We start from the raw sequence: 24,405 nt of genomic DNA on the forward strand, positions 1-24,405 counted from the left end.
AGTCCCGAGAATCAGTTAAACATCTCCATCAACTTGCGCCCCGGCTCCGGCTCGCGCATAAACGCCTCCCCTACCAGGAAACTGTTGACGTTGTGACCGCGCATGGCTGCGACGTCGTCGGTGGTGTGGATGCCGCTCTCGGTCACCACGATGCGGTCGTCCGGTACCAGGTCCAGCAGCCTGAAGGTGGTTTCCAGCTGTACTTCGAACGTATGCAGGTTGCGGTTGTTGATACCGATCAGGCGGTTGGGCAGTTTCAGGGCACGTTCCAGCTCCTCGCGGTCGTGCACTTCGACCAGTACATCCAACCCAAGCTCCTGCGCCAGGCCGTTCAGGTCCTGCATCTGTGCGTCCTCCAGGCAGGCGGCGATCAGCAGGATACAGTCGGCGCCGATGGCCCGCGCCTCGCACACCTGGTACGGATCCACAGTGAAATCCTTGCGCAGCACTGGCAGGCGCACGGCATTGCGGGCCTGCTGCAGGTAGGCATCGCTGCCCTGGAAGAAATCCACATCGGTCAATACCGACAGGCAGGCGGCGCCGCCCTTTTCATAGCTGGTGGCGATCTCCGCCGGAATAAAGTCCGGGCGGATAACGCCCTTGCTCGGCGAGGCTTTCTTGATCTCCGCGATTACCGCCGCCTCACCGGCCTGCAATCTGGTCTCGAGTGCCGATACAAATCCGCGCGCCGGCGGCTGGTCCACCGCCCTGGCCCGAAGCTCTGCCATCGGGCACTGCCGCTGGCGCTCGGCCACCTCTTGCCACTTGCGCTCGACAATGGTCTTCAGGATCGTCGGGGTGCTCATGAGCGCTTCTCCTCGATGGGTTCCGGCCGGAAGGCGCTGGTGAAGGCCGCCAGGTCCTTGATCCTCTCCCCGGCGATGCCGCTGGCAATGGCGTCCTGGGCCATGGCCACGCCCTGCTCGGCGCTGTCCGCCACGCCGCTGACATAGATCGCCAATCCCGCGTTCATCGCGATCACATCGGCGGCCTTGCGGGCCGCCTCGCTGTCGTCGCCGGCCAGCGCCGCGCGGATCAGGGCCAGGGATTCCTCGGCACCGGACACCGTCAGGCCGGAGAGATCGCGGCGCTCGATGCCAAAGTCCTCGGGGCGGATGCTGAATTCCCGCAGTTCGCCGCCTTTCAGCTCCACCGCGTGGGTATCCGCCGCCAGGCTCACCTCATCCAGGCCGTCTTCGCTGTGAACCACCAGTACATGTTCGGAACCGAGACTCTGCAAAACCTCGGCGAGAATGCGGCAGTAGCTGCGGTCATAGACACCGATCACCTGGCGCGTCACGCCGGCCGGATTGGTCATCGGGCCCAGCAGGTTGAAAATGGTGCGCAGCCCCAGCGCCCGACGCGCGCCCACCGCGTGGCGCATGGCGCTGTGGTAGGTGGGTGCGAACATAAAACCGACGCCGACAGTATCGACGCAGCGCGCCACCTGCCCGGCGTTCAGCTCCAGATAGATACCGGCCCGGTCCAGCAGGTCCGCCGCGCCGCTGCTGGAGGAGACCGAACGGTTGCCGTGCTTGGCCACCCGCGCCCCCGCCGCCGCGGCGACAAAGCTGGCGGCACTGGAGACGTTGAACAGGTTGGCGCCGTCACCGCCGGTGCCGACGATATCCACCGCATGGGTCAGGTCCAGTTGCACCGGTGTTGCCAGTTCGCGCATCACTTCCACCGCGCCGGCGATTTCCTCCACTGTCTCACCGCGCAGCCGCAGCGCCACCAGCAGGCCACCGATCTGCGCCTCCTCGGCCTCGCCGCGCATGATCTGGCCCATGGTGTCGCGCATCTCGGCGCGCGTGAGGTGATCGCCTTCCACCAGCTTGGCGATGGCCTGTTGGATATTCATTTTTTCTCCCCTGATCCCTGTGATATATGCGGCCCGGCTGCCGCTCTTGTCGATTCAAGCCTCGAGAAAGTTTCTCAGCATATCGTGGCCGTGTTGCGTAAGGATGGACTCGGGGTGGAACTGCACCCCCTCCACCGGCAGTTCGCGATGACGGAAGCCCATGATCTCGTCGATCTCACCGCTCCCGGTCTCGGTCCAGGCGGTGACTTCCAGGCACGCCGGCAAACTGCCCTTCTCCACCACCAACGAGTGGTAACGGGTGGCCTCGAACGGATTGGACAGGCCGTGGAACACCCCCAGGTTGTTGTGCACTATCTGCGATGTCTTGCCGTGCATTACCTGGCCGGCGCGCACCACGCGGCCGCCGAACACCTGGCCGATGCTCTGGTGGCCGAGGCAGATGCCCAGGATCGGGATCTGCCCGGCGAAGCGGCGGATGGTATCCATGGAGATTCCCGCTTCGTTGGGCGTGCAGGGTCCCGGCGAAATCACGATTTTCTCCGGCGCCAGCGCGTCGATATCGTCGACGGCGATCTCATCGTTGCGCACGACTTTTACATCCGCGCCCAGCTCGGCCAGGTACTGCACCACATTCCAGGTAAAGGAGTCGTAGTTATCGATCATCAGAATCATTGTGCGGCTCCTCTATCCATTGCTTTCTCCAACTCTTGCATTTCGGGCTCCATGCGCTTCTGCAGTCGTGCCAGGGCATGCTGTGTGGCGCGCAGCTCGCGCAGGATTTCCGTCTGGCTGGGCGGCAGCTGCAGCTCGTCCAGGCGGCGCAGCTTGGCCTCTTCCAGGTTGTTCAGCACCACGCCGATAAACAGGTTGATCATCACGAAGGCGCCCATCACCACAAAGCTGATGAAGTAGACCCAGGCCCAGGGCATGGAATCCATGGCGGTGTACATGATATCGGTCCAGTCCTCGAAGGTGACGATCCGGAACAGGCTCAGCAGCGCGATCGGCAGGCTGCGCCAGTGGGTCGGGTCGATCTCGTGGAACAGGAAATAACCGGCCACCCCGTAGATATAGAAGATGATGCTCATCAGCAGCGCAATATGGAACATGCTGGGCAGGCTCCTGAGCAGTGTATCCACCAGCAGGCGCAGCTCCGGGAAGGCCGACACCAGGCGCAGTACCCGCAGCACCCGCACCAGGCGCGCGAGCGTGGCCAGCGGCCCGGCCGCCGGGATCAGGCTCAGGGCGATGATACTGAAATCAAAGCAGTTCCAGCCGCTGGCAAAGTAGCGCCAGGGGCGGCTCCCGTGCGCCGCCATCTTGATCGCCGCCTCGACGATGAAGGACACCAGGATCAGTTGGTTGACGCCGTGCAGCAGGTCGCCGAAGCGGCCCACAAACCACTGCGAAGTCTCCAGCCCTACGGCCACACCGTTGAGCAGGATCAGGCCGATAATTGCCTGGTTGAACAGCGGCGCCTCGACAAGACGCCGGCAGAGCCCGGCCAGGGACGGGCTGCTGGGAATACTAACTTCGTTCATCACTGGTGACTTTCGCTGTGCTGTTGCTCTCACCGCCGTCACCGACCGACAGCGCCATGGCCGCGGCGCGGAACAGCGCACGGGCCTTGTTCATGGTTTCGTCCCACTCGGATTGCGGGTCCGAGTCGGCCACCAGGCCGGCGCCGGCCTGGATATACAGTTGACCGTCCTTGATCACCGCCGTGCGGATGGCGATGGCGGTGTCCATATTGCCGTTCCAGGCCAGGTAGCCGACCGCGCCGCCGTAGATGCCGCGCTTCTCCGGCTCCAGCTCGTCGATGATCTCCATGGCGCGGATCTTGGGCGCGCCGGATAGAGTGCCCGCCGGCAGCGCCGCGCGCAGCGCGTCGATACCGGTGAGGCCGGACTTCAACCGGCCGGCGACATTGGAGGTGATGTGCATCACGTGAGAGTAGCGCTCCACCACCATCTGTTCGGTCACCTTGACGCTGCCGGTCTCGGCCACGCGGCCGACGTCGTTGCGGCCCAGGTCGATCAGCATCAGGTGTTCGGCGACCTCCTTCGGGTCCGCGAGCAGCTCGCGCTCCAGCGCCGCGTCCTCCTCCTCGCTGGCACCGCGGCGGCGGGTGCCGGCCAGCGGGCGCACGGTCATTTCGCCGTCCTCCAGGTGCACCAGGATCTCCGGGCTGGAGCCCACCACCTGGTGGTCGCCCAGATCGAGAAAGTACATATAGGGCGACGGGTTCAGGCTGCGCAGCGCGCGGTAGAGATTCAGCGGCGGCGCGCTGAACGGCGCCGACAGGCGCTGGGATGGCACCACCTGCATCACGTCGCCGGCCAGCACATACTCTTTCACGCGGCCGACCGCCCGCTTGAATGCCTCCTCGCCGAAGTGGGAGTGAAAGGCGGACTCGTCGATACCGTTGCCATCCAGGTCCAGAGGCACCGTTTCCGGCAGCGGCTGTGCCAGCTTGTCGACCAGTTGATCCAGGCGCTCGCCGGCGCGCTCGAAATCCCCGTCCAGCGCCGGATCGGCGTGGACGATAAGGATCACCGCCCCGGCCAGGTTGTCGAACACCACCAGCTCGTCACTGACCATCAGCAGGATATCCGGGTTGTCGAGAATATCCGGCGGCGCGCTGTCGGCCAGGCGCGGCTCGATATAGCGCACGCAGTCGTAGCCGAAATACCCCACCAGGCCACCGTTGAAGCGCGGCAGGCCCGGCAGTTCCGGCACCTTGTAGCGCTGCTGGAATTCCTCCACGAATGCCAGTGGATCCTCCGCCTGGTGCCGCTCAATCACCTCGCCGCCGCGCTCGACGGTGACGGTGTGATCGCGAACCCGCAGCAGAGTGCGCGCCGGCAGGCCGATGAACGAGTAGCGGCCCCACTTCTCACCCCCCTGCACCGATTCCAACAGATAGCTATAGCGACCCGCGGCCAGTTTCAGGTAGGTGGACAGCGGTGTCTCGATATCCGCCAGCACGCGGCGCACCAGCGGTATGCGGTTGTAACCCGCGGACGCAAGTTGGGCGTATTCACTTGGGGTCATGGCGACTCCAGTCAGTTTGCAAAGATTCGATTGGCGGGCGGGTGGATACAGCGGGCGCCCACGGGATAGGCGGCCAGGCGGCGTCGATGCCGGTTGTTGGCCTCAGCGGACTAGCGGCGCCATCGCCAGCTGTTGATGTGGGGGGCAGTGTGGTTCACGGATGTTCCCTCAATTTGGGCGCATAAGTGTACAAATCCATTGTGGGGGCGGCAAGGGGTTCGGGACTCGGGACTCGGGACTCGGGACTCGGGACTCGGGACTCAAGTAGGATGCGCCATGCACACCGGCCGGCCAACGGTACGCACCGACAGAAAAGCGCTCCTGCATTTTCTGCACTTCCGCCATCCATGGCACTCACCCTTCGGGCGCCCTCGGCGTCCAAACTTGTTCCCGACAAATTTGTCCCGGAGGGAGAGAGTAGCTACATAGTGAATCTCGGGGGTTACTTGGCCAGTTGCCGCCGCAGGGCGCCGATGGTCTCGGCGTAGTTGTCGGCGCTGAAGATGGCTGAGCCGGCGACGAAGGTATCGGCGCCGGCGGCGGCGATCTCGGCGATATTGTCCTGTTTGACGCCGCCGTCGATCTCCAGGCGGATATCCAGCCCGGAGTCGTCGATCAGCCGGCGCGCCTCGCGCAGCTTGTCGAGGGTCGCGGGGATAAACTTCTGGCCGCCAAAGCCCGGATTGACGGACATCAAAAGCAGCATATCCAGCCGGTCCATCACGTACCGGGCCGCATCCAGGCCGGTGGCCGGATTGAAGACCAGGCCCGCCCTGCAACCCAGGCCCTGGATCAGCTGCAGCGAGCGGTCCACATGGCGCGAGGCCTCCGGGTGGAAAGTGATGGAGGTGGCGCCGGCGTCGGCGAACATGCGGATCATATCGTCCACCGGCTCCACCATCAGGTGTACATCGATGGGCGCCTCCACGCCGTGTTTGCGCAGCGCCTGGCAGACCATCGGGCCGATGGTCAGGTTGGGCACATAGTGATTGTCCATCACATCGAAATGCACCCAGTCGGCACCGGCGGCCAGTACCGCGTCCACTTCCTCGCCCAGGCGGGCGAAATCGGCAGAGAGGATGGAGGGGGCGATCTTGTAATCCGGCATTGCGGTTCCCTGTGGTTCAGAAATTCATCGGCTCAGGCGCTGCTCGAGTCGCTGCAGGCGCTCGGGTGTACCCACATCGCACCAGTCGCCCTCATAGAGTTCCGCCTGCATCCTGTCCTCGTTGTGAGTAAACACCTCGCCGAGACCGAAGCAGGCGCGGGCGCGAGGGTACTCACTCAACGCTTTCGGATCCAGCCAGCTGATCCCCGAGAAGGTATAGCGGGGCTTGGCAGTGCCGGACAGGAGCCCATTCTCGATGCCGAAATCCCCCTCCGGGTTGTGCGGCGGGTTGGGCACCATCAGCAGGCGGCCGGGGCAGCGCTCGGGCAGCGGGCGCCGCAGCCACTGGCCCAGGTCGAAGTCGCACCACACATCGCCGTTGACCACCCAGAAGGGGCGGTCGCCGAGCAGCGGCAGCGCGCGCAGGATACCGCCGGCGGTTTCCAGCGGCTCCTCCTCGACGGAGTAGCGGATCTCCAGCCCCCAGCGCGAGCCGTCGCCCAGGTGCTCGCGAATCCTGTGGCCCAGGTGGCCGAGGTTGATCACGGCGCGGCGCACACCGACTTTCGCCAGCCGCTCGATGGCATACTCGATCAGCGGTCTGCCGGCCACCGGCAGCAGGGGTTTGGGGGTCGTATCGGTCAGCGGGCGCATGCGCCTGCCAAAGCCGGCGGCCAGCACCATGGCTGCGGGGGCGTCGGATGACGCCGGTGTCTGCTCTCTGTCCATCTCGCTCATCGGGACTGCTTATTCAATGGTGTTCTGTGGTCGCCGGCGCTGCGGTAGTCGCGATACCAGTCCTGTTGCTCGGCCAGGGGCAGCAGCGTGGCGCGGAACCAGTCTGCAAAGGGTTCCATCTGTGGATAGCGGCCAGCCACTTCCAGGGTGTAGCGGATCACCAGCGGCAGATCCGGCAGGTAGCCCCGCTTGCCATCGCGCAAGTAGAGGCGCGGGAACAGCCCCAGCACCTTGATATGGCGCTGCAGCCCCATCCAGTCGAACCAGCGCAGGAAAGTTTCCGGCGCCACGCCCTCCAGTATCCCCACGGATTCCGCCATGGCGGCATAGGATAGCGCCCAGCGCTCCACACTTTCCCGCGGCCAGCGCACATAGCAATCGCGCAGCAGCGAGACCAGGTCGTAGGTCACCGGCCCCCAGACCGCGTCCTGGAAATCCACCACACCCGGCCGCTCGCCGTCGCGCAATAACAGGTTGCGGCTGTGGTAATCGCGGTGCACCAGCACCCGGGGCTGCTCCGCGGCGCTGTCCAGCAGCAGGGAGAAAGTCTTCTCCAGCAGTTGCCGGTCCGCATCGGTGAGGGTATGGCCGAGCAGCTTCTCCGCCAGCCACTCCGGCAGGATACGCATCTCGGTCAGCAACAGTTCGCGGCTGTAGGGCGGGAACAGATCTCCCACCGGCGGTATCTGCTGCAGGCACAGCAGTTCGCTCAGCATCTCGGCGTAGAGGCCCTCGACACTGTCTTCATCGAGCTGTTCATACAACAGCTGGTCGCCGAGATCCTCGAGCAGCATGAAGCCGTGCTCGACATCGGCGGCGAGCACCAGCGGTGTATGAATCCCGTAGCGGCGCAGGTGGTCGGCCACGGCCACAAAACGCGCCGGGTTGGTGCGCTCGGGCGGCGAGTCCACCGCGATCAGCGGCGGCGTCGTCCCGGTGCGGAAATAGCGGCGGAAACCCGCATCCCCGGCCAGGGTCCGCAGGTCCACGGGAGCGGCGCGATCGAGCGCGCGGCCGGACCACTGGCCCAGGGCCTGCCGCCGCCGATCTGTCACGTCTGTCAAAGGCTCATTCATGCGCCGCTACTACTCCACCATAGGCCGCAGGGCCCACCTGCGGGCCCCGCATTGTAACCGTGCCGCCAACGCCGTCCAGCGAGGCGACTATATTTGCCCCAATCTGCCGACCACCGCGGAAAGAGAGTCCGCGGCGGCCCGGGTCAGTGTTATCGGGCTCTACATTCAAGTAGAATCGTCCGCTGATTTTTGCGGGTTCCGCCCGCGGGGCCCGCCGAGCGCTCCTCTCTACGGAAGAAACTCTAAAGATAGCCGGAACTATTCACCTGATGCTGCATGCTTCCCGGTGGCGCCGCCTGGCGCTGGCCATTGGACAAATCTCGCGCCCGCGCTCCGTTGCCACAGGCCTGGCCATCGGCCTGGCCGCCGCACAGCCGCTGTGGGCCCGCGCCGCGGACGATGGCGCCGCCACCGGCCCCGAGTACAACCCCTACCTCTACCTGGACTGGCTGCCCCGCTCCCGGTTGAGCCCGCAGCAGCGCGCCACCCTGCCGGCCGCCTGCACCGGTGCCTTCGTGGCGCCGCCGCGCAACTATGCCGACGCCGACCTGCTGCCGGACGAGGCGCCGCTGCGGGCCACCGCCGACCAGTCCGAGTGGCTGGACGACGGCACCGCGCAGCTGCGCGGCAACGTGCACGTCACCCAGGGCTACCGCCAGCTGTTCGCCGATCAGGTGGACGTCAACCGCACCGATAACACCGCCTACCTTCGCGGCGCCATCGAGATACGCGAACCGGGTATGTTAGTGCGCGGCAAGGCGGCGGAAGTTCACACCGACAGCCAGGCGGCCGCGATCGAGGATGCCACCTACGTCCTGCACGACGACTTTATCCACGGCAGCGCCCGCTATGCGGCGCGCGAGGCCAGCGGCGAACTGACCCTGACCGAGGGCAACTACACCCGCTGCGAACCCGGCGACGAGATCTGGCGCATGACCGGCGGCCAGATCAGTATCGACAATGTCGAACGCCAGGGCGTGGCGCGCAATGTGCGCCTGGAGATCGCCGATGTGCCGGTTTTCTATTTCCCCTACCTGCGCTTCCCGGTGGGCGATGCGCGCCTGTCCGGACTGCTGTTCCCCAGTATCAGTCACAGCGACGAAAACGGCTGGGATCTTGCCGTCCCCTACTACTGGAATATCGCGCCACAAATGGATGCCACCATCGTGCCGCGCTATATCCAGCACCGCGGCAGCGGCGCCGAGGTCGAGGTGCGCCACCTGAGCACCTGGTTCAATACCGAGGTGCGCGCCGCCGGCCTGCCCGACGACAAGGGCGGCGACGACGAGGACGCGCGCGAACTGATCCAGCAGGGTTTTCCGGAAGACCTGGTACTGCCGGCCAAGGGCGAGGACCGCTGGCTGATCAACCTGGAGCAGCAGGGCGGCAACGACAGCTTCTGGCGCACCGATATCGACTACACCAAAGTCAGCGACCCGGATTACTTCCGCGACCTGGACACGGCCAACCTGGCCGTGTCCGCGGAGCGCAAGGTCAACCAGACAGTGCAGGGCCGCCTGTCGCTGGGTGAAAACTGGCAGGCCAGCCTGCGCTCCCAGGAATACCAGCTGCTGGAAAAAGACACTTTCGACACCTTCAGCCAGCTGCCGCGCATGGATATCGACGGCGCCTACCGCTGGGGCAACTGGGCGCTGTCGATGGATCACCAGCTCACCCGCTTCGACCACGAAAGCACACAGACAATCCGCTATATCGCAGATGTCGACGACCCCGACAGTGTGACCACGCGCACGCGCAACTTCATCAACGCCGACCGCCTGCGGCTCGACTATGAACTGGACTGGGACAAGCAGTGGTTGTGGGGCTATTTCACCCCGGGCGTGGCACTGCGCTATCTCGGCTACGAACTGGACGACCAGTTCCTGGCGCCGGACGTCTCCGATTCGCCGGAGGCCTCCGCCGCGCAGTTCACACTCAACACCGGGCTGTATTTCGAGCGGGACGGCAACGCCTTCGGTCGCCGCTATATACAGACGCTGGAGCCGCGGCTGTTTGCACTGGCCAGCTCCGACGCGAACCAGGAGGACTTCCTCGACCTGGGCAACAGCGCCATCGGCAATATCGATCCCAAGAGCAGCAACCTGCTGTACGACACATCGCTGTTCACCCCGAGTTTCTACCAGCTGTTCCGCGACAGCCGCTTCAACGGCAACGACCGTATCGATGACGCCGACCGGGTGGCCCTGGGCCTGACGACCCGCCTCATTGATCCCCCCAGCGGGCGCGCGCTGCTGTCCGCCAGCGCGGGGCAGATCTTCTACTCCGACGACACCCGCATCGAACTGGACGAGACCATCGTGGACTCGCCGCGCTCGGAGTTCGCGGTGGGTATCGAGAGCCGCCCGTTACAGTCACTGCGCGCGAGCAGCACGCTGATCTACGACGAAGAGGAGCACGAGCTCAACCGCGGCAGCTTCACCGTCCGCTACCTGGACGAGGATTTCCGCCTGTTCAACTTCGGCTATCGCTACCTGCGCCGCGATGAGCGCTTCGAAAACGGTAACCTGATCAGCGGCCCGGTCGAACAGCTGGACACCTCCGCGGTGGTGCCCATCAGCGCCAGCACCTCGATCCTGGCGCGGGCCAACTACGATATAACCTTTGACCGGGAACTGGAGTACATGGCCGGCGTCGAATATGACAGCTGCTGTTACCGGGCGCGCCTGGTGTGGCGCCGCTCGCTGGACAACGATCTGGCCGACGTGGTAACTCCCGAGGAGCTGGAGTTCGACGAGGGTGTCTACCTGGAGATCCAGCTCAAAGGCCTGGCAGGCCTGGGCACTACGGTCACCCGTATGCTCAGCCAGGGCATCGCCAACTTTGATCAGAGAGAAGTACTGAAACAGTGAAGAGAATAATGACTAAGTCCGCTTGCACACAGGGTCTAATGGCACGACTGGCGCTCTGCGCACTGACCGCTCTTTTGGCCCTGAACACCCACGCGCAGGTACAGACGCTGGACCGGGTGGTCGCGGTCGTCGACGACGACGTGGTCATGGCCAGCGAACTGCAGCAGCGGCTGGACACCATCGTGGCCCAGATCCAGTCGCAGAATGTACAGGCGCCGCCGATGGACGTGCTGCGCCGCCAGGTGCTGGAACAGCTGATCATCGAGCGGCTGCAGCTGCAGATGGCCCAGCGCGCCGGCGTCACCGTCTCCGACGCCGAGCTCGACCAGGCCATCGCGCGCGTGCAGCAGAACGCCGGCGCCAGCCCCGAGCAGTTCCGCCAGCGCCTCGCCGCCGACGGCATCTCCATGGACGCCTTCCGCCAGCAGATCCGCCAGGAACTGCTGATCCGCCGCGTCGAACAGGGCAGCGTCAACCGCCGCATCCAGATCACCGACCAGGATATCGACAACTTCCTGCGCTCCAAGGAGGGCGAATTCTGGAAATCGCCCCAGTACGAGCTGGGCCATATCCTGATCCCGGTCAACTCCAGCGCCCCCAGTGACGAGGTGAGCGAGGCGCGCAACAAGGCCGAACAGCTGGTCGAGCAGATCCGCGGCGGCGCCGACTTCCGCCGCCTGGCGATCGCCAACTCCGCCGGCCAGAACGCCCTGCAGGGCGGTGACCTGGGCTGGCGCAAGACCGTGGAACTGCCAACCCTGTTTGCGGATGCACTCGAGGGCCACAAGGTCGGCGATGTGACCGATCCTTTCCGCAGCGACGCCGGTTTCCACATGCTCAAGATCCACGCCGAGCGCGGTTCCAACGAGCAGCTGGTGGAACAGACCAAGGTGCGCCATATCCTGGTCAAGACCTCCGCCATCCGCGATGACGACGCCGCCTACAACCTGCTGCTCGACCTGCGCCAGCAGGTACTCGACGGCGCCGACTTCGGCGAACTGGCCCGCGAACACTCCGAGGATATCGGCACCATGCTTAATGGCGGCGACCTGGGCTGGTCGAACCCCGGCCAGTTCGTGCCCGAGTTCACCCAGGCGATGGAAAACACCCCGGTGGGCGAAATCAGCATGCCGTTCCGCAGCCAGTTCGGCTGGCATATCCTGCGCGTCGACGGCCGCCGCCAGCAGGACATGACCGACCAGTACATCCGCAACCAGGCCGCCAACCTGCTGCGCAACCGCCGCTACGAGGAAGAGCTGCAGAACTGGCGCCGCGAGATTCGCGACGAGGCCTATGTGGAAATCAAGCTGCCGGAGCTGAAGGAAGACGAAGGCGAACAAAGCGATGCGCAATGATCCCCAGGATTGCCCTCACTCCCGGTGAACCCGCCGGCATCGGCCCGGAGCTGGCGGTCAGGCTGGCCGCCACCGGACATCGGGCGCAGATCGTGGCGGTCGCCGATCCGCAACTGCTCGAGGACACCGCGGCGCGGCTGCGCCAGCCCCTCGAACTGATCCCCTTCGATCCCGCGGCAGCCGCCGCGGCAACGGCCCCCGGCAGCCTGTACCTGCAGCCGCTGGCGATGGCCGGCGCCGCGTCGCCGGGCCACCTGGACAGCGCCAACGGCCCCTACGTACTCGAGACACTGCGGCGCGCCGCCGCGGGCTGCCTGTCGCGGGAATTCGATGCACTGGTGACCGGACCGGTACACAAGGGGGTGATCAACGACGCCGGGATCGCCTTCAGCGGCCATACGGAATTCTTTGCCGACCTCGCCGGTGTCGAGCGCGTCGTGATGATGCTGGCGGCGGAGGAACTGCGTGTGGCCCTGGTCACCACCCACCTGCCGCTGAAGGATGTCAGCGCCGCGATCACCGCCGAACGGCTGGAACAGGTCGCCACCATCCTGCACCGCAGCCTGCGCAACCAGTTCCGGATCGAAAACCCGCGTATCGGCGTCTGCGGCCTCAACCCCCACGCCGGTGAGGGCGGCCACCTGGGGCGCGAGGAAATCGACATCATCGAACCCTCACTGAACAAGCTGCGCGCCCTGGGCCTGGAACTGATCGGCCCGCTGCCGGCGGACACCCTGTTTACCCCGCCACAGCTGGCCCGCTGCGACGCGGTGCTGGCCATGTACCACGACCAGGGGCTGCCGGTGTTAAAATTCAAGGGATTCGGCCACGCGGTGAATATCACCCTCGGGCTGCCGTTTATCCGCACCTCGGTGGATCACGGTACCGCCCTCGATATCGCCGGCCAGGGCCTGGCCGATGGCGGCAGCCTGCAGGCGGCCCTGTCCCAGGCAATCGAGTTAGCGCGGCTGCGCCACCTGTAGGATGGGCAAAGGAGTGCAGCGACGTGCCCATCACTGGCCTCCGATGGGCACGCTGCGCTTTGCCCATCCTACGAAAACCAAGCGAATAATTTTTTGATGGACAACTTTTTCGAACACAGGGCGCGCAAGCGCTTCGGCCAGAATTTTCTGGTGGATGAAAATATCATCGAAAAGATCGTGCGCGCGATCGCCCCCAAAGAGAGCGACCACCTGGTGGAAATCGGCCCCGGCCAGGGCGCCATTACCCGACTGCTGCTGCAGCGCTGCCCGTCGCTGACCGCAGTGGAGCTGGACCGGGACCTGATCCCGCTGCTGCAGTTCAAGTTTCGCGACTACCCGGCATTCAGCATCATCGAGCGCGATGCGCTCAAATTCGACTTCGGCGAACTGGCCGGAGAGCGGCCGCTGCGTATCGTCGGCAACCTGCCCTACAACATCTCCACGCCGCTGCTCTTCCACCTGCTCGGCTTCCGCGGCAAGGTGCAGGATATGCACTTCATGCTGCAGAAGGAGGTGGTCGATCGGCTCAGCGCCGCACCGGGCAACAAGTCCTACGGCCGCCTGAGCGTCATGGTGCAGTATCACTGCCGCGTACAGGGTTTGTTCCCGGTGCCGCCGCAGTCCTTTCGCCCGGCGCCCAAAGTCGAATCCGCCATCGTGCGGCTGGTCCCCCACGCGCAGCCGCCCCACCCGGCCAAAGACGAGCCGCTGCTCGAACGCATCGTCAACGTGGCCTTCCAGCAGCGTCGCAAGACATTGCGCAACGCACTGAAACCGCTGTTCCCCGAGCTCGACGCCGACAGCCTGCCGGTGGATGCCGGCCGCCGACCGGAGACCCTGAGCGTGCAGGAATTTGTGGAACTGGCAAACTACTGCGCAGATCTCGAAGAGCAATAAAAGATTCCGGGGGAGTGTTTTGGCCACCTATGCCATCGGCGATATCCAGGGTTGTTTCGAACCGCTGCAACGGCTGCTGAAGAAAATCCACTTTCGCCCGGAGCGCGACAAACTCTGGCTCGCGGGCGACATGGTCCACCGCGGCCACGACAGCCTCGGCACCCTGCGTTTCCTGTACGAACACCGCCACCAGGTCACCGCCGTACTCGGCAACCACGACCTGCACCTGTTGGCCCTGGCCCACGGCGCCAAGCGGCTGACGGACAGGGAGCACGACCTGGCCAAAATCCTGCGCGCCAGGGACGCCGACCGGTTGCTGACCTGGCTGCAGGAACTGCCGCTGGTGGTACACAAAAAAGGCTTCACCATGGTACACGCCGGCATCCCGCCGATCTGGAGTGTCACCAAGGCGCTGGAGCTGTCCCGGGAAGTGCACAAAGCACTGTCTGACGACGCCCTGGCCAAGGCCTTTTTCTACGGCATGTACGGCAACGAACCCCACTGCTGGAGCGATCACCTGCTGGGTATCGAACGGCTGCGTTCCATTACCAACTATTTCACCCGCATGCGCTTCTGCCGGGCCGACGGCACCCTGGACCTGGTCACCAAGCGCGGCCCGCAGGCGGAACACGGCGACTACAAACCCTGGTTCAGCTTTCCCGCCAGGAAAACCAGGAACGACAAAATCATTTTCGGCCACTGGGCCGCGCTGGAAGGCCGCGCGGACACGAAGAATGTCTACGCACTGGATACCGGCTGTGTCTGGGGCGGATACCTGACGGCAATGCGGCTTTCCGATGAAACGTTTTTCTGTGCGGATTGCAGCCTCTGACGCCCTGTGCCCTGTTTTTCAATCGGCGCTTTAGTACTCAGTACGGTGGACAGCGAATTTTTCCTGCCGGACAACGGCGATATCCGGGCGAAGTATGATTCCCCGTTGCGCCGACGCTACATGGTGCTGACACCCGCCGGTACCGGATCCTCCGTTACCGGCTTCTGTTCCCTCAACAACGGCGATTCCACGCCCTGCGAAATATTCCGGGTCCCCGACAGTTGCCGGCGCAGTAATACGGCCGTGGCGAGCATCTCCGCGCTGGCCAGGTTTCCGCCCAGCGCGAAGTGGCGCCCGTTGTCGACCCACTCCACCAGAGCCACCTCGCCCTGCGGCAGTGCACCCGGGCCAAAACTGTCCATGGGTACACTGTAGAGCGCCAGGGTAGTACCGTCGGCCGCGGTGAAATGGAATTCCGCCACATCCGCGACCGCGAGGGCTTTATCCACCTCCGCCGGCGACTCCAGGCTCGCGAAAGTGGGCGCCGTATCGGCCGCTACTTCAACCCCGACCTGAGAAGTTTCTGGCGGATAGAGCGCCAGCCCCTGATCCCTGTTCCAGAGCCAGGGGAGAACCATTGCACAGGCCAGTATTGCCGCGGCAATGCCCGCATAAAAAGCCCCTCCCCGCTGGGGGGGCGGTGGAGGAGCAGAAACCCCGGCGGCGGAAGCGCCTCCCAGCGCCTCCAGCAGGTCCGCCTCGTGTCTCCAGTATGAAAATACGCGCTCGGCGGCCGCGGGATCGGCACGCAGATGGGCCGCCACCCGGGCGCTGCGTGCGGGTGGCAAGCGGCCATCGGCGAACGCGCTCAGATCTTCGTCGGTGACGACCTCTGTGAAATCTCGACCCATCATTATTTCACTCTCCTGAGAAGCGGCCCGGGGGCGGGCTCCGCCTCCACGTCGCTCTCGCATTGGCGGCGCACGGCCTCCCTTGCCCGGGACAGGCGCGACCGCAAAGTACCGACATTGATACCCAGTATTTTCGCCGCCTCCTGGTAACTGGGCGCCTCCAGCACCATCAACATCAACGCCGCGCGCTGGTCCGGCGGCAATCCCTGCACCGCCTGTACTGCGTCGCGACATTCCAGCTGCGATTCCTGCGCGGCATCCACCTTCAACTCCCATCCGGCATCCGCCGCGGTGGACTCCCGCCGCACCCGGGCCGAGGAGAGATGGTTCAGGAACAGGTTGTACAGCAGGCGGAACAGCCAGGGCCGGATACCCCCGCGGGTTCGCCACAGATGTCTCTTGCGCAGCGCCCGCTCCAGGCAGTCCTGCACCAGATCTTCCGCCTCGATCTCGTTACCACACAGGCTGCGCGCATAGCGCCTCAGGCTGGGTATCTGCTCACAGACTTTTTCTTCAAAATTCATGCTGACCCGGTTTGTTATTCGCTGCCCTGCCCCCGAAAAGGCCCGACAGACTCTCCCTGGGAGGACCACTAGTGGGCCGCTTGTAAAGTTCGGTAACAAAGGAGCACAGCCAAATCGTTCAGGTCAAGGCGAGAAAGCGCTGGAATAGCAGCGTTATTTCAAGCTTTCTCAACGCAGAGCTGGGCGATTTGGCGAAGCGAACTGTTACCTAACTTTGCGAGCGGCCCACTAGGCAGTGGTCCGACTCGGACCGCCGGGATACCGAAAGCAGTTCTCGTCTTTCCAGCGGCTCCTGCATGCAATAACAACAGTCGCACCGGGTTAGTTCCGCAACTGTTCATTTATTAAGCAATCAAAAAATTGGCAGAAATTCTGGAACCGATCGATGGTGCCCGCTGTTGGTAGGATCGAAGGTGCCGGAATTTTTGGCACCCCGACGTCAACAACCGGGAGTTAAATCGATGATCAAATGGACCAATGCGCTCACCGCACTGCTGCTTGCCCTGACCGTATCCGCCGGCGCCAGCGCCCAGGGAGCGGCCACCGACAGCGGTACCGACCAGGCCTACAACCCCGGCGGCACAGCCGCTGCAGCCAACTTCAGTGATTCAGAACTGGAAATGTTTGCCGAAGCCCAGGACAAAGTCGACAAGATGCGCACCTCCCTGCAGAGCACACTGAGCAGCACCCAGGATCCGCAGGAGGCGCAGAAAGCACGGCAGAAAGCGAACAGCGAAATGCTCACCGTCGTGCAGGCAAGCGGGTTGACAACGGAACGCTACAACGAGATCGCGCGCGCTGCCCTGAGCGACCCGGCGCTGGCCAAAAAAATCGAGCAGATGGAATAAATCCCCGTTACATCCGGCGGCCCAAGCGGCCGCCGGACCGGATCGACATGGGCCGTGTTAGTGGGCCGCTCGCAAAGATCAGAAGACACCTCGGCAAAGCACGAAAATCACCACCAACAGGTTGCCGAGCGCGTGCAGGAAAACCGGCAGCAGTACCGAACCACTTCTCTCCCTCGCCAGCCCCATCATCACGGAAAAGACGAAAAGAAACCCCAATTGCTCCGTACCGTACTGGCCCCAGTGTGCCAATGCGAACAGTGCCGACGTCAACAGCAGTGTGCCGCTGAGCCCAAGCGCCGAGCGCCGCCAGGCCCGGAACAGGTAGCCCCGAAAGATCAGCTCCTCGAGCAACGGTGCCACCAGAACCACTGTCAGCACCATGGGAATATGGCGACTACCGGCAATCGCCTGAGTGAAATCCCCCTGCCCGGCCGCCAGGAATTCCACTGCCAGTATCTCCGCCGCCAGCAAGGTGGCCAGCGCCAGCAACCACCGCCACAAATGCCGCAGTGCAAATCCGCGCACAGCCAGTGTCTGCGTCCACGACTGCCCCCTGAAACTCGACGCCAGCAACAGCGCCGGCAGGACCAGCAGCCAGCCGGCAAAAGACATTGCCACCAGCGACGCCGGCGCCTCCAGCTGCCGCCGGATCTCCGCCGGTTCAATGACTGCTCCCCGGGCGTCCAGAAAAACGCCAAAACCGACGATATAGAGAAGCATTCCCAGAAAATGCAGGATGGAAAATATCACCAGCCAGTTGATGGCAAACCAGGGATCAGGCCGGGAGGCAGGCTTGCATGTTTTCCCGACACCCAATGGATGTTTCTTTCCGGCTATCGAGCCCATGGTTTCTGCCCCGAGAGAACAGCGCCAAAACACAGCAAAGCAGGCGATACCCCCTGAGTATGGCGACCTGCTACCTAAGAGCTATTTTCGTACACAGCGACGGAATTGCCACCCAACTGAAGGGGCGGGGACGGGTGTATCGGGATCGGGAAACAACGGGATCTGCGGAAGGATCTGACACGGGCGGCTGTGAGGCGACAAAGGCCCCAGGTTACAGCCGTCCGCAGAAGTTCGCTGCAGGCTCTGCAGACGGATGCCGGAAGTTAACCGGCCGCGTATCCCTCCGGATTCTGCGACTGCCAGCGCCAGGTATCCTCGACCATCCGCTCCAGGCCGAATTCCGCCCGCCAGCCCAGTTCCCGCTCGGCCAGCGCCGGGTCGGCATAGCATTCGGCGATATCCCCGGGGCGGCGCGGGGCAATTTTGTAGGGGATTTCGCGGCCGCTGGCCCGCTCAAAGGCGCGCACTATTTCCAGTACCGAACTGCCGCGACCGGTGCCCAGGTTGTAGGTGTAACAGCCGGCCTCCGTGTCCTGCCGGCACAGCTTTTCCAGCGCCGCCAGGTGGCCGCGGGCCAGGTCCACCACGTGGATATAGTCGCGCACGCCCGTGCCATCCGGCGTGTCGTAATCGTCGCCGAATACCTGCAGTTGCGGCAGGCGTCCCACCGCCACCTGGGCCACGTAGGGCAGCAGGTTGTTGGGGATGCCGCGCGGATCCTCGCCGATGGTGCCACTCTCGTGGGCGCCGATGGGGTTGAAGTAGCGCAGCAGGCTGACCGTCCAGCCACTGTCCGGCGCGGCACAGAGATCGCGGAGGATATCCTCCACCATCAGCTTGCTGGCGCCGTAGGGATTGGTGGCGCCAGTGGGGAAGTCCTCGCGGATCGGCACGCTGGCCGGGTCGCCGTAGACGGTGGCCGACGAGCTGAAAATCAGTTGGCGGACACCGGCCTCCTCCATCACCTGGCACAGGTTGATGGTGCCGGCGACATTGTTCTCGTAATAGCGGAGGGGCTGGGCAACGGATTCGCCGACGGCCTTCAGGCCGGCGAAATGGATCACCGCGTCTATGTCGTAGCGGGAAAAAATGTCCCGCAGCGCGTCGGCGTCGCGGAGATCGGCCCGGTGCAGGGGCAGGCGGCGCCCGGCAATGACCTCCACACGCTGCAGGGCCTCTTCACTGCTGTTGCTTAAATTGTCCACCACTACCGGCTCCAGGCCGGCGGCGAGTAATTCGACGCAGGTGTGACTGCCGATATAACCGGCGCCGCCGGTGACCAGAACTGCCATTGAATCCCCCGGGATATTTTCGGTCGCGCAAAAGCGCCCTAGTAGAGCGCAGAAATGCCATCGAATTCAACCGCTATATTGTCGCTTTATCCAACGCTATAGCCAGTGGGAAAGCTATGCTGGAAGTGCGGGAGCGGAATTCGCCCCCCGCTCACGCACGGCGAAAGGCGGTTTTCGCCACGGCAATAAAGATAGTGTTTTCGCGTGCAAGCGCATTCCAGCATAAGCGCAGTCCGGCGGCCGGATTGCGTCCAGGTCGCCAGCCCGACGGCAGAGCAGTACAGATTGGCGCAGGCCTCTGCGGCCCCCGGCCAGGCCCTGGCCGGACACCGAATGCTGTACGACACGCTACAGGGAGCTGTACATCATGACGATATTCAACCATTACCTGGAAAGGTACGAATCCATCCAGGACGAAGAGCTCAGCATCCAGGAGTACCTGGAGCTTTGCAGGAAAGACCGCAGTGTCTACGCCTCCCCGGCCGAGCGCATGCTGATGGCCATCGGTGACGCGGAGCTGATCGACACCTCCCTGGATCCGCGCCTGTCGCGCGTCTTTTCCAACAAGGTCATCAAGCGCTACGAGGCTTTCAACGAATTCTACGGCATGGAGGAGGCCATCGAGCAGATCGTCTCCTTCTTCCGCCACGCGGCGCAGGGGCTGGAAGAGAAGAAACAGATTCTCTACCTGCTGGGTCCGGTCGGCGGCGGCAAGTCATCCCTGGCGGAGAAGCTCAAGTCCCTGATGGAGAAGATCCCGATCTATGCCATCAAGGGCTCGCCGGTATTCGAGTCACCGCTCAGCCTGTTCGATCCGGATGAGGACGGGCAGATCCTGGAAGAGGACTACGGCATTCCGCGCCGTTACGTGAATACCATCATGTCCCCCTGGGCCATGAAGCGCCTGCACGAATTCAAGGGCGACCTCAGCAAGTTCAAGGTGGTGAAAATCCGCCCGTCGATCCTGGACCAGGTGGCCATCGCCAAGACCGAACCCGGCGACGAGAACAACCAGGATATTTCCTCGCTGGTAGGCAAGATCGATATCCGCAAACTGGAGGACTTCCCCCAGAACGATCCCGATGCCTACAGCTTCTCCGGCAGCCTGTGTCGCGCCAACCAGGGGCTGATGGAGTTCGTGGAAATGTTCAAGGCACCGATCAAGGTGCTGCACCCACTGCTGACCGCTACCCAGGAGGGCAACTACAACAGCACCGAGGGGCTGGGCTCGATCCCCTTCAACGGCACCATCCTGGCGCACTCCAACGAATCCGAGTGGCAGTCGTTCCGCAACAACCGCAACAATGAAGCCTTCCTCGATCGCATCTATATCGTCAAGGTGCCCTACTGCCTGCGGGTACAGGAAGAGATCAGTATCTACCGCAAGCTGCTGGAAAACAGTTCCCTGTCGAAGGCGCCCTGTGCACCGGATACCCTGCGGATGCTGGCGCAGTTCTCGATCCTCTCGCGCGTCAAACTGCCGGAAAATTCCAGTATCTTCTCCAAGATGCGCATCTACGACGGCGAGAACCTCAAGGATACGGACCCGAAAGCCAAAACCATCCAGGAATACCGCGACAACGCCGGTGTCGATGAGGGGATGACCGGGCTCTCCACCCGCTTTGCCTTCAAGATTCTGTCCAAGGTCTTCAACTTCGACGCCACCGAAGTGGCGGCCAACCCGGTGCATCTGCTCTATGTACTGGAACAGCAGATTGAGCAGGAACAGTTCCCACCCGAAATCCAGGAGAACTACCTCGGCTTTATCAAGGAGTACCTGGCACCGCGCTATGTCGAATTCATCGGCAAGGAAATCCAGACCGCCTACCTGGAATCCTACGCGGAATACGGCCAGAACCTGTTCGATCGCTATGTGACCTACGCCGACTTCTGGATCCAGGACCAGGAATACCGCGATCCGGAAACCGGCGAGATCCTCGACCGCGGCGCCCTGAACGAGGAGCTGGAGAAAACCGAGAAACCGGCCGGCATCTCCAACCCGAAAGACTTCCGCAACGAGATCGTCAATTTCGTATTGCGCGCCCGCGCCAACAACCAGGGCAAAAACCCCGACTGGCGCTCCTATGAAAAGCTGCGCGCAGTGATCGAGAAGAAGATGTTTTCCAACACCGAGGATCTGCTGCCGGTCATTTCCTTCAACACCAAGGCCTCGGCAGACGACAAAAAGAAACACGCGGACTTTGTCGATCGCATGGTGGAACGGGGCTATACCGAGAAGCAGGTGCGGCTGCTTTCCGAGTGGTATCTGCGGGTACGCAAGTCGCAGTAGTAAACCCGGCACCCGGGCGGGCCCGCCCCGCCCGGCAATATCGGGACGGGCCGCAGCGAATCCGACGAAAGGCAGTAATATGAGCTACATCATCGACCGCCGACTCAACGGCAAGAAAAAGAGCACGGTAAACCGCCAGCGGTTTCTCAGGCGCTACAAAGCCCATATCAAGAAGGCCGTCGGCGAGGCCATGAACAGCCGCTCCATCACCGATATGGACAAGGGTGAGCAAATCAGTATTCCCACCCGCGATATCAACGAACCGATATTCTCCCACGGCGCCGGTGGTCATGTGGAACGGGTGCTTCCCGGCAACAAGGAATTCATCACCGGCGATCGTATCCCGCGCCAGGGCCAGCAGGGCGGTTCCGGTGGCGGCGGAGGCGGCGCCAGCGACAGCGGCGAGGGTGTCGACGACTTTGTCTTCCAGATCTCGCAGGAAGAATTCCTCGACTTCATGTTCGAGGGCCTGCAGCTGCCCAATATGATCAAGCGCCGACTGGCCGGCAACGAGTCCTTCCAGGTGGTGCGCGCCGGCATCAGCAACGAGGGCACCCCGGGGCGAATCAATGTGGTGCGCTCCATGCGCGCAGCCAACGCGCGCCGCATCGCCCTGACCAGCGGCAAGCGGCGCAATATCCGCGAACTGGAAATGGAACTGGATGTCGAGGAAGGCAAGGATCCGGCGCTGCGCGACATGCGCAGGATCGAGCAGTTGCGCGGCCGCATTGCAGAGATTCGCAGCCGAATACAGCGGGTACCGTTCCTCGACGACTTCGACCTGAAGTACAACCTGCTGGTGCGCCAGCCGCGACCGCGCTCCAAGGCGGTGATGTTCTGCCTGATGGACGTTTCCGGCTCCATGAACCAGGCTACCAAGGATATGGCCAAGCGCTTCTTCCTGCTGCTGTACCTTTTCCTGCAACGCAGCTACGAATACACGGAGGTGGTCTTTATCCGCCACCATACCAGCGCCAAGGAGGTGGACGAGGAGGAGTTTTTCTACTCGCGCGAGACCGGTGGCACCATTGTCTCCAGCGCCCTGAAACTGATGCGCCGCATCATGCTCGAGCGCTACCCCGCCAGCGAATGGAACATCTACGGCGCCCAGGCATCCGATGGCGACAACTGGAACGACGACTCCAGCACCTGCCACAAGATCCTGATCAACGACATCATGCCGGAAGTCCAGTACTACTCGTATGTGGAAATCACACCGCGCGACCACCAGGCGCTGTGGGAGGAGTACGAAAGTGTGCGCGCGCTGTTCCCCGAGCATTTCACGATGGAACAGATCGTCGACGTGCAGGACATCTACCCGGTATTTCGCCAACTGTTCAGCCATAAGGTGGCCGCCTGATGCTCGATACCTACCCGACAGGAACCACGCCGCCCGATGCCAAATCCAGCGGCCCCATTTCCACCAGCTCGGAGTGGACTTTCGAACTGGTCCAGGACTACGACGCCGCCATCGGCGAGCTGGCGGACGAATTCGGCCTGGACACCTACCCGAACCAGATCGAGATCATCAGTTCGGAACAGATGATGGATGCCTATTCCTCCGTGGGTATGCCGGTGGGTTACAACCACTGGTCCTTCGGCAAACAGTTCATCAGCGTCGAAAACAATTACCAGCGCGGCCTGATGGGGCTCGCCTATGAAATCGTCATCAATTCCAACCCCTGCATCGCCTACCTGATGGAAGAGAACACCATGACGATGCAGGCACTGGTCATTGCCCATGCCAGTTACGGCCACAACTCCTTCTTCAAGGGCAACTACCTGTTCCGCAGCTGGACCGATGCCGGCAGTATCATCGACTACCTGATCTTCGCCAAAAACTATATCTCCCGCTGTGAAGAGCGCTACGGGCTGGACGAGGTCGAGGCCGTACTGGATTCCTGCCACGCACTGATGAATTACGGCGTGGACCGCTACAAGCGTCCCTACCCCATCTCCGCCGTGGAGGAGGAGCGGCGACAGAAGGAACGGGAGGAATATCGCCAGCGGCAACTGAACGACCTGTGGCGCACCATTCCGAAAATGGGTGAGGGCGAAGAGGAGAAATCGGAGCACCGCTTTCCGGAAGAGCCGCAGGAAAACCTGCTCTACTTCATCGAGAAGCATGCACCGCTACTGGAGAACTGGCAGCGCGAACTGGTGCGCATCGTGCGCAAGCTGGCACAGTATTTCTACCCGCAACGCCAGACCCAGGTGATGAACGAGGGCTGGGCCTCCTTCTGGCACTACACACTGCTGACGGAGCTGTACAAACGCGGGCGGGTGACCGACGGCTTTATGATGGAGTTCCTGCAGAGCCACACCAATGTCATCTACCAGCCGCCGTTCGACAGCCCCTACTACAGCGGCATCAACCCCTACACACTCGGGTTCAGTATTTTCAGCGACCTCAGGCGCATCTGCGAAAACCCCACCGACGAGGACCGCCAGTGGTTCCCGGATATCGCCGGCAGCAACTGGAAGGAGACGCTGCAGTTCGCGATGCGGGACTTCAAGGATGAGAGTTTTATCCTGCAGTTCCTGTCGCCCAAGGTGATGCGCGACATGAAACTGTTCTGCATCAGCGACGACGATCGGGAGAACGAAATCCTGGTCGATGCCATCCACGACGAGGACGGCTACCGGCAGCTGCGCGCCAACCTGGCCGGGCAGTACAACCTCGGCAACCGCGAGCCCAATATCCAGGCATTCTCCGTGAATACCCGCGGCGACCGCTCACTGACACTGCACCACACCCAGCACCAGCGCCGCCCGCTGGGCAAGGATACCGGCGAGGTCATGCGCCACCTGCACCGGCTCTGGGGCTTCGATGTGCATTTGCATAGCCTGCACGGCGATGAAATCACCGCCAGCTACCACTGCCCCGAACTGGGACGCGATCGCGCCGAAGGCGATGAGGAATCCATGCTGATTCCCAAACCCATCTGACGCCATGAACAATTAACAATGACCAGTGATCAATGCAGCCCCCGCAAACGCCGGTCCCTGATCATTGTTT

Annotated in this window: 21 protein-coding genes; 9 read left to right on the forward strand and 12 right to left on the reverse strand. The window is 63.2% G+C overall.

All coding sequences use genetic code 11. From position 1 onward, the window contains the following. Positions 1 to 11 precede the first annotated feature (11 nt). The 8 genes from trpC to MWN76_RS10900 form a co-directional block, all read right to left on the reverse strand. Complete coding sequence (gene trpC / locus MWN76_RS10865; protein WP_250461440.1) at positions 12 to 806, reverse strand: indole-3-glycerol phosphate synthase TrpC; 795 nt, start codon at positions 804 to 806, stop codon at positions 12 to 14. Continuing rightward, complete coding sequence (gene trpD / locus MWN76_RS10870; RefSeq protein ID WP_250461441.1) at positions 803 to 1,861, reverse strand: anthranilate phosphoribosyltransferase; 1,059 nt, start codon at positions 1,859 to 1,861, stop codon at positions 803 to 805. Before trpD ends, trpC begins: the two co-directional genes overlap by 4 nt. A 54-nt stretch (positions 1,862 to 1,915) precedes the next feature. Beyond that, positions 1,916 to 2,494, reverse strand: coding sequence for an anthranilate synthase component II (locus tag MWN76_RS10875; protein WP_250461442.1), 579 nt, complete (start codon positions 2,492 to 2,494; stop codon positions 1,916 to 1,918). Then, the gene (locus MWN76_RS10880; protein ID WP_250461604.1) at positions 2,491 to 3,363 is read right to left on the reverse strand and encodes an ion transporter; all 873 of its coding nucleotides are present in this window, start codon (positions 3,361 to 3,363) and stop codon (positions 2,491 to 2,493) included. The genes MWN76_RS10875 and MWN76_RS10880 overlap by 4 nt, the downstream gene beginning before the upstream one ends. Next, positions 3,350 to 4,876, reverse strand: coding sequence for an anthranilate synthase component I (gene trpE, locus MWN76_RS10885; RefSeq protein ID WP_250461443.1), 1,527 nt, complete (start codon positions 4,874 to 4,876; stop codon positions 3,350 to 3,352). The genes MWN76_RS10880 and trpE overlap by 14 nt, the downstream gene beginning before the upstream one ends. 442 nt (positions 4,877 to 5,318) lie before the next feature. Continuing rightward, entirely contained in the window at positions 5,319 to 5,984 is a 666-nt protein-coding gene (gene rpe, locus MWN76_RS10890; RefSeq protein WP_250461444.1) for a ribulose-phosphate 3-epimerase, read from the reverse strand. A gap of 24 nt (positions 5,985 to 6,008) precedes the next feature. After that, positions 6,009 to 6,722, reverse strand: a complete 714-nt coding sequence (gene murU / locus MWN76_RS10895; protein ID WP_250461445.1) for an N-acetylmuramate alpha-1-phosphate uridylyltransferase MurU — start codon at positions 6,720 to 6,722, stop codon at positions 6,009 to 6,011. Continuing rightward, positions 6,719 to 7,798 carry an aminoglycoside phosphotransferase family protein gene (locus MWN76_RS10900; RefSeq protein WP_250461446.1) on the reverse strand — a complete coding sequence of 360 codons (1,080 nt, stop codon included), beginning with the start codon at positions 7,796 to 7,798 and terminating at the stop codon, positions 6,719 to 6,721. The genes murU and MWN76_RS10900 overlap by 4 nt, the downstream gene beginning before the upstream one ends. Positions 7,799 to 8,067: 269 nt before the next feature. Between MWN76_RS10900 and MWN76_RS10905 the strand changes: the two genes are divergently transcribed. The 5 genes from MWN76_RS10905 to MWN76_RS10925 all read left to right on the forward strand — a co-directional run bounded on the left by MWN76_RS10905 (position 8,068) and on the right by MWN76_RS10925 (position 14,735). Then, entirely contained in the window at positions 8,068 to 10,668 is a 2,601-nt protein-coding gene (locus tag MWN76_RS10905; RefSeq protein WP_250461447.1) for an LPS-assembly protein LptD, read from the forward strand. A gap of 38 nt (positions 10,669 to 10,706) precedes the next feature. After that, on the forward strand, positions 10,707 to 12,023 hold the full coding sequence (locus tag MWN76_RS10910; protein ID WP_250461448.1) for a peptidylprolyl isomerase: 1,317 nt from the start codon (positions 10,707 to 10,709) through the stop codon (positions 12,021 to 12,023). Next, positions 12,020 to 13,006: a 4-hydroxythreonine-4-phosphate dehydrogenase PdxA gene (gene pdxA / locus MWN76_RS10915; protein ID WP_250461449.1), complete on the forward strand. Its 987-nt coding sequence runs from the start codon at positions 12,020 to 12,022 to the stop codon at positions 13,004 to 13,006. Before MWN76_RS10910 ends, pdxA begins: the two co-directional genes overlap by 4 nt. A 96-nt stretch (positions 13,007 to 13,102) precedes the next feature. Then, positions 13,103 to 13,903, forward strand: coding sequence for a 16S rRNA (adenine(1518)-N(6)/adenine(1519)-N(6))-dimethyltransferase RsmA (gene rsmA, locus MWN76_RS10920; protein ID WP_250461450.1), 801 nt, complete (start codon positions 13,103 to 13,105; stop codon positions 13,901 to 13,903). A gap of 19 nt (positions 13,904 to 13,922) precedes the next feature. Next, entirely contained in the window at positions 13,923 to 14,735 is an 813-nt protein-coding gene (locus MWN76_RS10925; RefSeq protein ID WP_250461451.1) for a symmetrical bis(5'-nucleosyl)-tetraphosphatase, read from the forward strand. 116 nt (positions 14,736 to 14,851) lie between these two features. On the opposite strand, the gene MWN76_RS10930 is transcribed toward MWN76_RS10925, so the two are convergent. Together MWN76_RS10930 and MWN76_RS10935 are read right to left on the reverse strand one after the other, a co-directional pair. Continuing rightward, on the reverse strand, positions 14,852 to 15,589 hold the full coding sequence (locus tag MWN76_RS10930; protein ID WP_250461452.1) for an anti-sigma factor family protein: 738 nt from the start codon (positions 15,587 to 15,589) through the stop codon (positions 14,852 to 14,854). Beyond that, positions 15,589 to 16,110, reverse strand: coding sequence for a sigma-70 family RNA polymerase sigma factor (locus MWN76_RS10935; RefSeq protein WP_250461453.1), 522 nt, complete (start codon positions 16,108 to 16,110; stop codon positions 15,589 to 15,591). The genes MWN76_RS10930 and MWN76_RS10935 overlap by 1 nt, the downstream gene beginning before the upstream one ends. Before the next feature lie 461 nt (positions 16,111 to 16,571). On the opposite strand from MWN76_RS10935, the gene MWN76_RS10940 reads away from it, so the two are divergent. Further along, positions 16,572 to 16,958 carry a DUF4168 domain-containing protein gene (locus MWN76_RS10940; RefSeq protein WP_250461454.1) on the forward strand — a complete coding sequence of 129 codons (387 nt, stop codon included), beginning with the start codon at positions 16,572 to 16,574 and terminating at the stop codon, positions 16,956 to 16,958. A gap of 78 nt (positions 16,959 to 17,036) precedes the next feature. On the opposite strand, the gene MWN76_RS10945 is transcribed toward MWN76_RS10940, so the two are convergent. Together MWN76_RS10945 and galE are read right to left on the reverse strand one after the other, a co-directional pair. Further along, a complete protein-coding gene (locus MWN76_RS10945; protein WP_250461455.1) occupies positions 17,037 to 17,678 on the reverse strand; it encodes a CPBP family intramembrane glutamic endopeptidase in 642 nt (213 codons plus the stop codon). A gap of 389 nt (positions 17,679 to 18,067) precedes the next feature. Further along, complete coding sequence (gene galE, locus MWN76_RS10950) at positions 18,068 to 19,096, reverse strand: UDP-glucose 4-epimerase GalE (RefSeq protein ID WP_250461456.1); 1,029 nt, start codon at positions 19,094 to 19,096, stop codon at positions 18,068 to 18,070. Between the two features lie 367 nt (positions 19,097 to 19,463). On the opposite strand from galE, the gene MWN76_RS10955 reads away from it, so the two are divergent. The 3 genes from MWN76_RS10955 (at position 19,464) to MWN76_RS10965 (ending at position 24,335) form a co-directional block, all read left to right on the forward strand. Beyond that, positions 19,464 to 21,386, forward strand: a complete 1,923-nt coding sequence (locus MWN76_RS10955) for a PrkA family serine protein kinase (protein WP_250461457.1) — start codon at positions 19,464 to 19,466, stop codon at positions 21,384 to 21,386. Between the two features lie 79 nt (positions 21,387 to 21,465). After that, positions 21,466 to 22,746, forward strand: coding sequence for a YeaH/YhbH family protein (locus tag MWN76_RS10960; protein WP_250461458.1), 1,281 nt, complete (start codon positions 21,466 to 21,468; stop codon positions 22,744 to 22,746). Beyond that, positions 22,746 to 24,335 (forward strand): SpoVR family protein, encoded by a 1,590-nt coding sequence (locus tag MWN76_RS10965; protein WP_250461459.1) that lies wholly within the window; start codon positions 22,746 to 22,748, stop codon positions 24,333 to 24,335. The genes MWN76_RS10960 and MWN76_RS10965 overlap by 1 nt, the downstream gene beginning before the upstream one ends. The last annotated feature ends 70 nt before the right edge of the window (positions 24,336 to 24,405 follow it).

This window comes from Microbulbifer litoralis (assembly GCF_023634065.1).
GTDB lineage: Bacteria > Pseudomonadota > Gammaproteobacteria > Pseudomonadales > Cellvibrionaceae > Microbulbifer > Microbulbifer litoralis.

What these genes read in the sequence shown, in the direction of transcription:
- trpC (WP_250461440.1), bottom strand. Translation starts at nt 806, where the DNA reads ATGAGCACCCCGACGATCCTGAAGACCATTGTCGAGCGCAAGTGGCAA.
- trpD (WP_250461441.1), bottom strand. Translation starts at nt 1,861, where the DNA reads ATGAATATCCAACAGGCCATCGCCAAGCTGGTGGAAGGCGATCACCTC.
- MWN76_RS10875 (WP_250461442.1), bottom strand. Translation starts at nt 2,494, where the DNA reads ATGATTCTGATGATCGATAACTACGACTCCTTTACCTGGAATGTGGTG.
- MWN76_RS10880 (WP_250461604.1), bottom strand. Translation starts at nt 3,363, where the DNA reads ATGAACGAAGTTAGTATTCCCAGCAGCCCGTCCCTGGCCGGGCTCTGC.
- trpE (WP_250461443.1), bottom strand. Translation starts at nt 4,876, where the DNA reads ATGACCCCAAGTGAATACGCCCAACTTGCGTCCGCGGGTTACAACCGC.
- rpe (WP_250461444.1), bottom strand. Translation starts at nt 5,984, where the DNA reads ATGCCGGATTACAAGATCGCCCCCTCCATCCTCTCTGCCGATTTCGCC.
- murU (WP_250461445.1), bottom strand. Translation starts at nt 6,722, where the DNA reads ATGAGCGAGATGGACAGAGAGCAGACACCGGCGTCATCCGACGCCCCC.
- MWN76_RS10900 (WP_250461446.1), bottom strand. Translation starts at nt 7,798, where the DNA reads ATGAATGAGCCTTTGACAGACGTGACAGATCGGCGGCGGCAGGCCCTG.
- MWN76_RS10905 (WP_250461447.1), top strand. Translation starts at nt 8,068, where the DNA reads ATGCTGCATGCTTCCCGGTGGCGCCGCCTGGCGCTGGCCATTGGACAA.
- MWN76_RS10910 (WP_250461448.1), top strand. Translation starts at nt 10,707, where the DNA reads ATGGCACGACTGGCGCTCTGCGCACTGACCGCTCTTTTGGCCCTGAAC.
- pdxA (WP_250461449.1), top strand. Translation starts at nt 12,020, where the DNA reads ATGATCCCCAGGATTGCCCTCACTCCCGGTGAACCCGCCGGCATCGGC.
- rsmA (WP_250461450.1), top strand. Translation starts at nt 13,103, where the DNA reads ATGGACAACTTTTTCGAACACAGGGCGCGCAAGCGCTTCGGCCAGAAT.
- MWN76_RS10930 (WP_250461452.1), bottom strand. Translation starts at nt 15,589, where the DNA reads ATGATGGGTCGAGATTTCACAGAGGTCGTCACCGACGAAGATCTGAGC.
- MWN76_RS10935 (WP_250461453.1), bottom strand. Translation starts at nt 16,110, where the DNA reads ATGAATTTTGAAGAAAAAGTCTGTGAGCAGATACCCAGCCTGAGGCGC.
- MWN76_RS10940 (WP_250461454.1), top strand. Translation starts at nt 16,572, where the DNA reads ATGATCAAATGGACCAATGCGCTCACCGCACTGCTGCTTGCCCTGACC.
- MWN76_RS10945 (WP_250461455.1), bottom strand. Translation starts at nt 17,678, where the DNA reads ATGCTTCTCTATATCGTCGGTTTTGGCGTTTTTCTGGACGCCCGGGGA.
- galE (WP_250461456.1), bottom strand. Translation starts at nt 19,096, where the DNA reads ATGGCAGTTCTGGTCACCGGCGGCGCCGGTTATATCGGCAGTCACACC.
- MWN76_RS10955 (WP_250461457.1), top strand. Translation starts at nt 19,464, where the DNA reads ATGACGATATTCAACCATTACCTGGAAAGGTACGAATCCATCCAGGAC.
- MWN76_RS10960 (WP_250461458.1), top strand. Translation starts at nt 21,466, where the DNA reads ATGAGCTACATCATCGACCGCCGACTCAACGGCAAGAAAAAGAGCACG.
- MWN76_RS10965 (WP_250461459.1), top strand. Translation starts at nt 22,746, where the DNA reads ATGCTCGATACCTACCCGACAGGAACCACGCCGCCCGATGCCAAATCC.